The following is a 10,305-nucleotide window of genomic DNA, read 5'->3' on the forward strand; positions in this document are numbered from 1 at the left end:
TAAAAGTGCATTTAGATGGTAACTATATTACCTAGTACGAATACTAACTGTTACATGCTGATTATCATTTTGAATGATTTAATTTATTATTGCTTCCAAATAAATTAGAGAGATGCTCCCTTGCGGGTAAAATTACATAAATAAGCGCATCAAGGGGTTGTCCGTGGAGGAATATGCGGTTCCTAGCCCGACACTCAAAGGTAGCCCCGGCGGCGATGGCAACCGCTTCGCTGGCGCTGTTGCCAACCCCCATCACGATCTCCAGCCGAAATAGACCCAGCTGCCGAAAGCCAAAGTCACGGAGCAGGGCGACCGCCTGTCGGGCGATGCCGCAGCCTTGCCGGGATTGGCGTACCCAATAGCCGATATTGCCGTAGCGGTGATGGGGCGACAGCTGGTTGATACCTGCGCCACCCAAAAGCTGGCCGGTGGTGGCGCAGAAGATGCCCATGTCAAAGGCGCGTCCCGCCGCACAATCCTGATCGCAGCTGGCAAACCACGCCAGTGCGCTCTCCCGAGTAAATGAACGGGAGCACCAGCTCATCCATTTGCCGACCGTCTCGATGGATTCGTGGGCTGCGCGGACAAACTCGTCGGCATCGGCCGGTTCGAACAGGCGGATCACGAGTCTGGCGTTGGCAAGGCGCGGGAGTGTCATCACTTGTCCTGCTTTTTCAGAAAGTAACTGATATGCCCCGGCGGCATATCGGGCAACTGCCCAAAGACCTCGTAACCCTGCTTCTGGTAGAAGGGAAGAGCCTGAAAACTGGTGGTTTCCAGATGGTAGTTGCTGATGCCCTTGCTTTGGGCGTACTGCTCCATGGCGCCGAGCAGGCGGCCGCCCCAGCCGTCGCGGCGGATGCTTTCGTCGATCCAGAGCCAGTCGACGTGCAGCCAGCCCCACTTGATGTCGGCGATGATGCCGCCGTGTACCTTGCCCTCTTTATCCTTGATAAAGCTGGCGATCCGCTCGCGCAGATGGGTACCGGCGTGACCCGTGTTGAAGCCCGAGAGGCCAATGCGCAGCGCTTCGATCTCATCGTCCTGAGGCGGTTGGGGTGGGGTGAGTTGCATAGTGCTTCCTGCTTGAGTGTGATGATCTCTGTCGGGTTCCGGCGTGTTGTGCGCCGGGCTTACCGCTGCGTTACTGTTGATGATGTTTTACCAGCACTACCCTAACGGAATCGGGTGGAGCCTTGCCACCCTTTTGTGCCGTCCGCTTCGCCAGTCTCTGTCGCCCTGTGGTGGTGGGCGTATCGACCCCGCCGGGGTTTGTCCCTAGCATAAGGAGGATGCGGGGCAGTGGCTCCGCCATGCGGGCATGTGTTGATGCCCGTTTACGGACTTTTGGCGGAGAGAAAAGATGAAGCTGCGTTCCTTGTTGATGGTGGGGGCCCTGCTGCTGGGCGGTTGTGCGGTCAATCCCTACGGTGGCACTCAGGCTCCTGTCAGTGAACCCGATCAGCCAGTGAGCCAGCCGGACAAGCCGGTGACCAAACCGGATAGCGGGGACGTTCAGCCCAAGCCGGTGGCGCCGACCGCTCTGGCGCAGGCCATGGCCGATCTCTTTGTGCAGGCCCCCGAGGTGCGGGAACTGGCGCAAACCGGTCAGCCGGTGCTGCTGCTCACCCCGCCCCAGAACGGTACCGGCGAGCCGGTGGACACCCGCGCCATGGCGGCGGCCATGAGCAAGCGCATCCAGAGCAAGAGCGGTGTTCACTTTGTCGACCCGGGGCAGGTGGCAGCCATCACCGGCCAGCTTGAGTATCAGCAGGGCAGGATGAACCCGGCCTCCCTGGTGCGGCTTGGCCGCCAGACCGGCGCCGGCTACATGCTCTACGGGGATCTGGTGGCACAGGGGAGCCGTTATCGGTTGTCGATGACCCTGATGGAGCTGCGCAGCGGCGAGCTGATCTGGAGCGGTAGTCGCTCCGCCAGCCACTGAGCGGTCTGCGACCAATCAAAAAGAGGGTTGAGTGCCTGTGCGCTCAACCCTCTTCTCATTTCTGGCCCTATGCCTGATGGGGCTTGTCTCTAGCGGATTGCCGCTTCCAGCGCGGCTATCTCGCCGCCGCTGATAAGCGGCAGGTTACGGCTGATCTGCTCCACCGGCCAGTCCCACCAGGCGATGGCGTTGAGACGGGCTATGGTGTCGTCGTCGAAACGGTAGCGGATCACTTTCGCCGGGTTGCCGCCGACCACGGCGTAGTCGGGCACATCAGTGGTGACTACGGAGCGGGCGGCGATGATGGCGCCGTTGCCGATTTTGACCCCCGGCATGATCAGGGCCTCATAGCCAATCCAGACATCGTTGCCGATGACGGTATCCCCCTTGTAGGGGAGGCTGCCCGGGGCAGGGACGACGCTCTCCCAGCCGTTGCCGAAGATAAAGAAGGGGTAGGTGGAGGGGCCCGAGCTCTGGTGGTTGGCGCCGTTCATGATGAACTTCACCCCGCGGGCGATAGCGCAGAACTTGCCGATGATGAGCTTGTCGCCGATGAAGGGGAAGTGGTAGAGGACGTTGCGCTCGAAGCCCGCAGAATCCTCCGGAACGTCGTAATAGGTGTAGTCACCCACCTCGATATTGGGCCCCTTGATGGTGTTCTTGATAAAACACACCTGGGGGAAGCCATTCATGGGGTGGGGATTGGCGGGGTCGGGTCCGTGCATCCGGGCTCCTAGGGTTGGCCGGGCTAGAGCGCCGGGAAGTAGCAGGCGCTCATGTCGATGGGGTGATCGGGGCAGCCTGGCAGATAGAATTGCCAGCCCGCATCGGAGAAGGCGCGCAGTTCGGTCTCGACAAACTTGATGGCGAGGCTCAGGGCCTGCAGGCTGTCGATGCCGTAGATAAAGGTTTTGTCGCTCAGCCCCGCCAGCTTCACCTTGCAGCGCCAGTCACCGCTGGCGGACTTGGGATCCGGCTCGGGGGCCTTGATGGCGATCTTGAGGGTGAGCTGTTCCCCTTCGGTACTGATAGCGTCGAAGCGGGCGGTAACGATGGCGTTTTTCATCTGGCGATTCCTTTTCCGTGGTACAGCCCCTGCGGTTGCGGGGGGGCTGGCGTTCCTGATGGCTGATGAGGTGAAAACTGGACTCGTGACGGCCAGCGTAAATGAACTTGTGAGTTGAAACAATGAGATATCATTGAGCGAGGGAGGGGCCATCCGCCACTGCGAACGGTCGCAAGTCAGAGCGGCGGTGGGCGCAGGCAATCCTTGCTGGCCGAGACGTCCGCATGCTGCTAGATGTAAAGGATTGTTGGCTATGACGGCAGATTTTTCTCCGTTGCCGATGAGGGCGAGTGAGTCCTTTTAAGGCAGAATATCTCCCCCCTGTTTGACCCTAACGTACAGGAGTCTCCGTGGCGCTTTCGGTAACCCAGCTTTATGAAGTGATGGCCCAACTGCCAGATCCCATCTTCATCCTCAGTGAAGATGGTTATTACGTGGAATATATCGGCGGCATGGAGCAGCAATCCTATCACGATGGCAATCCGCTGGCGGGCAAGCAACTGGCCGATGTGCTGCCACCCGAGATGGCCATGTGGGTCAAGGCACAGGTTGCCGAGTCACTGGCGAGCGGTCAGGTGCGGGTGGTGGAGTATGAGCTATCAGCAGCCGAGGTGGGGGGAATCAATGCCGCCGTCGGGCCGCAGGGGGTACAACGTTTCGAGGGCAAGATTGCCCCGCTGCCCTCCCTCTATGACGGCAAGCGGGCGGTGGCCTGGGTGACTCGCAATATTACCCGCCAGTACGAGTTGCAGCAGCGACTGCAGCGCCAGAGCGAGACCGATCAGCTGACCGGTCTCTACAACCGCCGCTTCTTCTTCGAGCACTGCCAGCCGCTGCGGACAGGGGAGGCGCCCTGTGGCCTTATCATGCTCGACATCGATCACTTCAAGCAGATCAACGATCACTACGGCCATCAGCAGGGAGATCGGGCCTTGCAGCGATTCAGTGGCTGCATCGATGCCCTGTTGCGGGCGGACGATCTCTTTGTGCGCAGCGGCGGCGAGGAGTTTCTTATCCTGTTGCCACGGATCGATGAGGCCGGTTTGCTGCAGATGGCGGAGCAGATCCGTGCCGCTGTCGAAGCATTGCCTGCCGATCCGGTCGCCATCACGGTCAGTCTGGGCACAACCCTGGTGCAGCCGGAGGAGGAGATCAATCAGGCGCTGGCCCGGGCCGACGAGTGGCTCTATCAGGCCAAGCGGGCAGGGCGCAACCGGGTGGCACACTGCCCGGCACGCTGAGCTGATTGGTCCTGTTATTGGCAGACATCACCTTTCCTTTTGCCATAAATAAATTGGCTGACATCACTGTCAATTAGTCGAAAAGTTGGCCGAATTATTTCACTGATATTCCACAGGTTAAGGTGTTAATATTATCGGCCTGATCGCTGGTCTTATTTGTGTTTTTGGGCAACAGCATGAGGTTTTATCGGTATGTTATCAAAAGGGTTTGGATCTGGTTCTGGATGACGAATGTGACACATTTCATTGTCTTTTGAAACAATCCGATTCAAACGGTCATGAATTATTAACCTTGACCAGGTTGGCGATTTCAACGATGGTGGCGTGGCAGCTCCGTTTCTCTCCGGTGGCCCTGTTGGCCACTGGCGGCGTTGTTTTTTCATGTGCAGGGCGATCTGCCATGACATATCGCCAGCCTGTTATTCGGGCCAATAAAAATAATGATGACAGACTAATAAGGTATATATTGCAATGAGTGTTTCTATTGCTGAAAAGAGTCACCCTGTTTCAAAATTGAAATGGGAGAAAAGCGATTCGGTATGGACCATGGGCTTATATGCCACTGCTGTTGGTGCCGGTACGTTATTTCTCCCTATTACTGTTGGCAGTAATTCCCCGGTTATTTTGCTGTTTATATTATTGCTGGCTTTCCCGCTCTCTTATTATTCCCACCGGGCATTGAGCCGCTTTGTGCTCTCCAGCTCCCATAAGGAAGGGGATATCACCCATGTGGTGGAGGAGCACTTCGGTGCCAGGGCGGGCAAGCTGCTGATGCTGGTCTATCTGATGGCCTTCTACCCCATCATTCTGGTCTACAGCATCTCCATCACCAACGCGATCCAGAGCTTCGTGGTTCACCAGCTGGGGGATGCCGAGCTGCCGCGCGGCTTGCTGGTGCTGGGGGTGATGCTGGGCCTGCATCTGGTGCTGCTGGCCGGCAAACAGATCGTGGTGTCGGCCATCAGCGTGCTGGCGCTGCCCATGGTCGCCTTTCTGATTGGTCTCTCTATCTATCTGCTGCCCCAGTGGAGCCTCTCCTATTTCACAGAGAGTCAGGCGGTGGATTGGCGGGATCCGGCGTTCTGGAAATCCCTCTGGCTAATCGTGCCGGTGATGGTCTTCTCCTTCAGTCATGCGCCCATTATCTCCTCCTTCAGCGCGGCGCAGAAAAAGCGCTGTCAGGAGAGTGCCGACCTGCGTGCCAAGCGGATCATCAAGTGCAGCAGCATTCTGATTTGCGGCAGCGTGCTCTTCTTCGTGGTGAGCTGCGTGATGAGCCTGAGTCAGGCCGAGATGGCGCTGGCCCGCACCGACAATATCTCCGTGCTGTCGGCGCTGGCGAACAAGTTTTCCAATCCGCTGATCGCCTATGTGGGGCCGCTTATCGCCATTCTGGCCATGTCCAAATCCTTCCTCGGCACCTCCATGGGGGTTAGCGAGGGGACGGTGAGCATGGTGAGCGGTGCCTGTCAGGGGCTGGGGCTCTCTCTCAAGGAGTCGACCATCGCCCGGGTGTCGTCGGTGATCCTGTTTATGGTGACCGCCCTCATCACCTATCTGAACCCCAATGTGCTCGACATCATCGAGCGCGTCAGTGGCCCGCTGATCGCGGTGATCCTGTTTCTGCTGCCGGCCTGCTCCATCTATCGCTTGCCCGCACTCAAGCGTTATCGCGGGCCGAGTACCCTTTTTGTGTTGGTGATGGGGCTGCTTGCCATCTCGGCCCTTATCTACGATCTGCTTTGACCGGGCGGTATCCCGCACAAATCCAAAAGGGCGACCATCTGGTCGCCCTTTTTCTGTGCATCGGGGTTAGCCGAGCAGGCCGGTGGCGCTCTGGCCCGCCATCAGCAAGCCGATGGCCAGCACGCTGAACCAGACCAGGGTTGCACTTACCAGCAGATAGCCGCTGGCAACGAACAGACCGTCCCGCTGCAACATGCCGGTGCAGAGCAGCAGGATGGCCCAGGCGGGCATGGCATTGGTGAAGGGGATGGCGCCCAGGGGTAGCATCAGCAGCAGGGCGGCCAGCATGATCAGCAGACCGTTGCAGCGGTTGACCGTGCTGCTGCCGGTCAGCACCAGCAGGCGCGGGCGGATAACGCGATCGACACGGGCCAGCAGATCCGCACCCTTGTGCAGGGTCGGCTTGAGCTGGTCGGCGGCGAAGCGGCGTTCCATCAGGATGGCGGGCAGCCAGGGCACCCGGTTGAGGGTGATGCCGATGCCGATAAAGAGGATCAGCAGACCAAACGGGGTGCTGACCCCGGGAATGGAGACCGGTAGCAGGAAGGGGACGGTGAGCAGCACGCAAAACAGCAGCATGCCCTGCTCGCCCACCAGCTCCAGCATCTGGCGCAGGCTGATATGGCTCTCGTCGATGGCATGCGCGGTGGCCCGCAGGGTATCCGCGAGGGTTGTTTTGGGGTCGTTGAGTTGCGCGGCAACCATTCCCTGATGTCCTTCTGAGTGGTGATAACGGGCTCCGATGACCCGATTTGGCGCCAGCATACGTGGCAGAGGTTAACCGTCGATGAATGGTGGCGGGGAGTACGGCAAGGCCACAATGGTACTGCTTTGCCGCGCCATTGATGAGTGTGATCCCCCCCATGAAAGTGAACCGGTACAGCTGCCATTTAGGATGAGCGCAGGATGCCTCTGGTATGCTTTCTGCACAATCACACAGGGAGCAGGGGATGATGAAGAGAGCCGGGATAGCGATGATGGGGTTGTTGCTGCCACTCGGGCAGGTCTGGAGTAGTGAGGCAGCAACCACATCCGGTTGGCAGGTGACGCCGTTTTTCGGCTACAGCTCAGCCATCGACTTCGAGAAGAGTGACGAGGTGGTGCAGCCGGTCTCGCGCTCGGCCTCGCTCGATTCACTGCAGGGGCAGGGCTCCGGCAGTTGGGGTCTCTTTATCAGCAAGGAGGTGGATGATCCGGGCATGATCGAGCTGCTCTACAGCCATCAGTCCACCACCCTCTCTCCCGACCAGCCGGATCGCCTGACGGTGGACATCCTGCACTTTGCCGGTGCTCTGACCCTCTCTGACAACCTGATGGCGCCCTACATCGGCGCCGGAATCGGGGTGACCCGCTTTGCCGCTTACGACAGCGAGGTGACCCCTTCCATGTCGCTGGCGCTCGGGGTGCAACCGCGCCTCGCCGAGCATCTGGCCCTGCGGGCCGAGGTGCGCGGTTATGGTTCGCTGGTCAACGACAACAACCAGTTTCTCTGCAACCCGGAGCAGTGCGTGTTCAAGGTGCGCGGGGAGCTGGTAACCCAATGGCAGGCCAATATCGGTCTTACCTTCCGCTTTTAGGCGAGGGGATTTGCCCTATGAAACAGGGGCCCTTGGGCCCCTGTTTCAGCAGCAATGTTTCGCCGTGATCGGCAATCAACCTGCAGATCTTCATACCTCCTTGTTAGTCGGCGTCGCCCATACCGCGCAGTTTCTGCCCGCCTCCTTGGCGCCATAAAGCGCCTGATCCACCCGTTTGAACAGCGAGACTGCCGGCTCCTTGGGCTCGCGGATCCCCACTCCCAGGCTGACCGTCATGGTATGGGCCGGGTCGGGGGCTATGGTGCGGGTCGCAGTGAGCAGGGCGTTGGCCAGTTGCTGCAGCTCGGCTTCGTGGGCGATGGGCAGCAGCAGGGCAAACTCTTCACCCCCGACACGGGCCGCCAGCGCACCGGGCGGGCAGTGCTGTTGCAACAGCTCGCCAAACTGCTGCAACACCCGATCCCCGATATCGTGGCCGTAGTTGTCATTGATCAGCTTGAAGTGATCCAGATCCAGCAGGATGAGAGCGTGGCAAATCCCCTGTTCCAGAAACAGTTGCTGATGAAAATAGCGCCGGTTTGGCAGCCGGGTCAGATCATCGAACAGTGCCTGTTGTCTGAGCTGGGTATTGATGTGAAAGAGGTGGTGCATGGTGCTCAGGATGCCGATGCTGCTGAGCAGGATGCCGCTGGAGCGCAGCAGATCCTCGGCATAGATGGCGAGCCAGAGTGGCTGCGCCACCAGTTCATCCATGATGTCGGCGGTGGCCCCCATGATCCACAACATCAGACCGCAGGAGAGCATGCGGTAGGTATGGGTGGGCAGGTGGGCGCACTGCACCACCCAGAACAGGAACAGCATGGTGAGCCAGTTGATCACCTCGAAGCCAAAGCTGACGGCGTAAAAGCGTTCGTAGGGGAAGTGGGGCAGCAGCAACAGATGAAGGGCCATGATGGCCAGCATCACTATCCCCAGCAGCGCGATGTGGGCGCGATGCTCCCGGTCGAGATGACGGTAGTGGGAGAGGCTGATGTCGAGACGATCGAACTGCATGGTGTTCCTCGGATTGGGCCTGCCATCAGGTTGCAAACAAGGGGCTGTGTAATGGCATGCCGTGGTCGAATAACAGGAAACGGCTGGTCTGTCAGTGTAAACGAGCGGACCCGTAGCGCGCGATATCGATGACGTCAGCTTGTGGGCTGGCTCAGGGTTTGCGCACTTCTGGTGCGTGAAGTATCGCCTGCCCTGCGACAGGGCGACCCTGGGCAGGTTAGCGCAGCTCATGCGCCAAATTGGTGCATTGATGATGCGTGATCTTGCTAATGCGATGATTTAAAAGGATTTAAATTTGTGGCCCGCTTTATGCTTTTTACATGTCAGACGGTCTCTTGTGGTCATCGGCGGCAGACGCAGTGATGAGGAAGTGGCAAGAGACATCCCCGTGCCGGGCGCGGGTGTGATTCTGGCGGGTTGCAGCAACACCTTGCGGTTCGCCACAGATTCAATCAGGGAAACGGAGCCGGTCTTGTACCGGTACGACAGGGAAGGAGAGTGCTCTATGGTCAAAAAATGGATGATGGCGGGTCTGACGATGTTGCCTGCCTTGCTGGTTACCCCAAGTTGGGCCGAAGAGGTCGCTCAGGTACAGGCGGCGGTGGCTCCGGTTGCCGCCATGACAATCAACAAGGGTGACAACACCTGGATGCTGCTCTCGGCGGCGCTGGTGATCCTGATGTCGATCCCCGGTCTGGCCCTCTTCTACGGTGGTCTGGTACGGGCCAAAAACATGCTGAGCGTGCTGATGCAGGTCTTTACCCTGTTCTGCCTCATCTGCGTGCTCTGGGTGATCTACGGTTATTCGCTGGCCTTTACCGAGGGGGGCAATTTCTACGGCTCCTTCAGCAAGGTGCTGCTCAAGGGGGTGACCCCTGACTCCATCGCCGCCACCTTCAGCAAGGGTGTCGGGATCAGCGAGCTGATCTATGTGGTGTTCCAGGGGGCCTTTGCCGCCATCACCTGCGGCCTTATCGTGGGGGCGTTCGCCGAGCGCATCAAGTTTGCTGCCGTGCTGCTCTTCTCGGTGATCTGGTTCACCTTCGCCTATATCCCGCTGGCTCATATGGTGTGGTACTGGGCGGGTCCGGATGCCTATACCAGCGCCGAGGCTGCCGCCACAGCGACTGCAACGGCCGGTTATCTGTTCCAGCATGGTGCGCTGGATTTTGCAGGCGGCACAGTGGTGCACATCAACGCCGCCGTGGCGGGTCTGGTGGGTGCCTATCTGGTGGGCAAGCGTCTGGGCTACGGTCGTGATCCCATGACCCCCCACAGCCTGACCATGACCATGATCGGTGCCTCCCTGCTCTGGTTCGGCTGGTTCGGTTTCAACGCGGGCTCCGCGCTGGAAGCCAATGGTATCGCCGCGCTCGCCTTTATCAACACCTGGGTGGCGCCGGCTGCGGCCGCTCTGTCATGGACGCTGGCCGAGTGGGTGATGAAGGGACGTCCCTCCCTGCTGGGGGCCGCCTCTGGTGCGGTGTCCGGTCTGGTGGTGATCACCCCGGCAGCGGGTTTCGTCGGTGTGGGCGGTGGTCTGGTGATGGGCCTTATCAGTGGCGTGGCGGGTCTGTGGGGCGTCCACGGTCTCAAGCGCCTGCTGGGTGCCGATGACAGTCTGGACGTGTTTGGCGTACACGGGGTGTGCGGCATTCTCGGCGCCCTGCTGACCGGCGTCTTTGCCAGCCCGGATCTGGGCGGTACCGGGGTGTG

The 10,305-nt window shown here is 59.6% G+C and carries 12 protein-coding genes; 5 read left to right on the forward strand and 7 right to left on the reverse strand.

Annotation, left to right across the window (positions count from 1 at the left end; translation table 11 throughout):
- Positions 1 to 64 precede the first annotated feature (64 nt).
- Both G5253_RS11220 and G5253_RS11225 read right to left on the reverse strand, forming a co-directional pair.
- Entirely contained in the window at positions 65 to 658 is a 594-nt protein-coding gene (locus G5253_RS11220; protein WP_159158081.1) for a GNAT family N-acetyltransferase, read from the reverse strand.
- Positions 658 to 1,074 (reverse strand): GNAT family N-acetyltransferase, encoded by a 417-nt coding sequence (locus tag G5253_RS11225; protein WP_127007363.1) that lies wholly within the window; start codon positions 1,072 to 1,074, stop codon positions 658 to 660. Before G5253_RS11225 ends, G5253_RS11220 begins: the two co-directional genes overlap by 1 nt.
- A gap of 289 nt (positions 1,075 to 1,363) precedes the next feature.
- Between G5253_RS11225 and G5253_RS11230 the strand changes: the two genes are divergently transcribed.
- Complete coding sequence (locus G5253_RS11230; protein ID WP_159158082.1) at positions 1,364 to 1,945, forward strand: penicillin-binding protein activator LpoB; 582 nt, start codon at positions 1,364 to 1,366, stop codon at positions 1,943 to 1,945.
- 89 nt (positions 1,946 to 2,034) lie between these two features.
- On the opposite strand, the gene G5253_RS11235 is transcribed toward G5253_RS11230, so the two are convergent.
- Both G5253_RS11235 and G5253_RS11240 read right to left on the reverse strand, forming a co-directional pair.
- The gene (locus tag G5253_RS11235; protein ID WP_159158083.1) at positions 2,035 to 2,670 is read right to left on the reverse strand and encodes a Vat family streptogramin A O-acetyltransferase; all 636 of its coding nucleotides are present in this window, start codon (positions 2,668 to 2,670) and stop codon (positions 2,035 to 2,037) included.
- Between the two features lie 23 nt (positions 2,671 to 2,693).
- Positions 2,694 to 3,011, reverse strand: coding sequence for a DUF6968 family protein (locus tag G5253_RS11240; protein WP_058056329.1), 318 nt, complete (start codon positions 3,009 to 3,011; stop codon positions 2,694 to 2,696).
- A 350-nt stretch (positions 3,012 to 3,361) separates the two neighbouring features.
- Here G5253_RS11240 and G5253_RS11245 point away from each other — a divergent pair, with 350 nt between their 5' ends.
- Positions 3,362 to 4,252: a sensor domain-containing diguanylate cyclase gene (locus G5253_RS11245; protein WP_159158084.1), complete on the forward strand. Its 891-nt coding sequence runs from the start codon at positions 3,362 to 3,364 to the stop codon at positions 4,250 to 4,252.
- A 152-nt stretch (positions 4,253 to 4,404) separates the two neighbouring features.
- On the opposite strand, the gene G5253_RS11250 is transcribed toward G5253_RS11245, so the two are convergent.
- Entirely contained in the window at positions 4,405 to 4,659 is a 255-nt protein-coding gene (locus tag G5253_RS11250; protein ID WP_421203335.1) for a hypothetical protein, read from the reverse strand.
- A gap of 64 nt (positions 4,660 to 4,723) precedes the next feature.
- Here G5253_RS11250 and G5253_RS11255 point away from each other — a divergent pair, with 64 nt between their 5' ends.
- Positions 4,724 to 5,998 (forward strand): amino acid permease, encoded by a 1,275-nt coding sequence (locus tag G5253_RS11255; RefSeq protein ID WP_421203337.1) that lies wholly within the window; start codon positions 4,724 to 4,726, stop codon positions 5,996 to 5,998.
- A gap of 66 nt (positions 5,999 to 6,064) precedes the next feature.
- On the opposite strand, the gene G5253_RS11260 is transcribed toward G5253_RS11255, so the two are convergent.
- Positions 6,065 to 6,703, reverse strand: coding sequence for an exopolysaccharide biosynthesis protein (locus G5253_RS11260; RefSeq protein WP_201298789.1), 639 nt, complete (start codon positions 6,701 to 6,703; stop codon positions 6,065 to 6,067).
- A 248-nt stretch (positions 6,704 to 6,951) separates the two neighbouring features.
- Here G5253_RS11260 and G5253_RS11265 point away from each other — a divergent pair, with 248 nt between their 5' ends.
- A complete protein-coding gene (locus tag G5253_RS11265; RefSeq protein ID WP_159159217.1) occupies positions 6,952 to 7,575 on the forward strand; it encodes an outer membrane beta-barrel protein in 624 nt (207 codons plus the stop codon).
- 90 nt (positions 7,576 to 7,665) lie between these two features.
- Here the strand turns inward: G5253_RS11265 and G5253_RS11270 are convergent, their stop codons facing one another.
- Positions 7,666 to 8,589 (reverse strand): GGDEF domain-containing protein, encoded by a 924-nt coding sequence (locus G5253_RS11270; protein WP_159158086.1) that lies wholly within the window; start codon positions 8,587 to 8,589, stop codon positions 7,666 to 7,668.
- 505 nt (positions 8,590 to 9,094) lie between these two features.
- Here G5253_RS11270 and amt point away from each other — a divergent pair.
- Positions 9,095 to 10,305 (forward strand): ammonium transporter (gene amt / locus G5253_RS11275; protein ID WP_421203340.1); only part of this gene is annotated, 1,211 nt, incomplete at its 3' end.

It is taken from the genome of Aeromonas sp. 602658, assembly GCF_049173005.1.
GTDB classification, from domain to species: Bacteria; Pseudomonadota; Gammaproteobacteria; order Enterobacterales; family Aeromonadaceae; genus Aeromonas; species Aeromonas veronii_A.

Bases quoted from the DNA above. Each gene is read 5' to 3' on its own strand.
- G5253_RS11265 (WP_159159217.1), top strand. From the start codon at position 6,952: ATGAAGAGAGCCGGGATAGCGATGATGGGGTTGTTGCTGCCACTCGGG.
- G5253_RS11260 (WP_201298789.1), bottom strand. From the start codon at position 6,703: ATGGTTGCCGCGCAACTCAACGACCCCAAAACAACCCTCGCGGATACC.
- G5253_RS11230 (WP_159158082.1), top strand. From the start codon at position 1,364: ATGAAGCTGCGTTCCTTGTTGATGGTGGGGGCCCTGCTGCTGGGCGGT.
- G5253_RS11270 (WP_159158086.1), bottom strand. From the start codon at position 8,589: ATGCAGTTCGATCGTCTCGACATCAGCCTCTCCCACTACCGTCATCTC.
- G5253_RS11220 (WP_159158081.1), bottom strand. From the start codon at position 658: ATGACACTCCCGCGCCTTGCCAACGCCAGACTCGTGATCCGCCTGTTC.
- G5253_RS11240 (WP_058056329.1), bottom strand. From the start codon at position 3,011: ATGAAAAACGCCATCGTTACCGCCCGCTTCGACGCTATCAGTACCGAA.
- G5253_RS11235 (WP_159158083.1), bottom strand. From the start codon at position 2,670: ATGCACGGACCCGACCCCGCCAATCCCCACCCCATGAATGGCTTCCCC.
- G5253_RS11255 (WP_421203337.1), top strand. From the start codon at position 4,724: ATGAGTGTTTCTATTGCTGAAAAGAGTCACCCTGTTTCAAAATTGAAA.
- G5253_RS11250 (WP_421203335.1), bottom strand. From the start codon at position 4,659: ATGTCATGGCAGATCGCCCTGCACATGAAAAAACAACGCCGCCAGTGG.
- G5253_RS11225 (WP_127007363.1), bottom strand. From the start codon at position 1,074: ATGCAACTCACCCCACCCCAACCGCCTCAGGACGATGAGATCGAAGCG.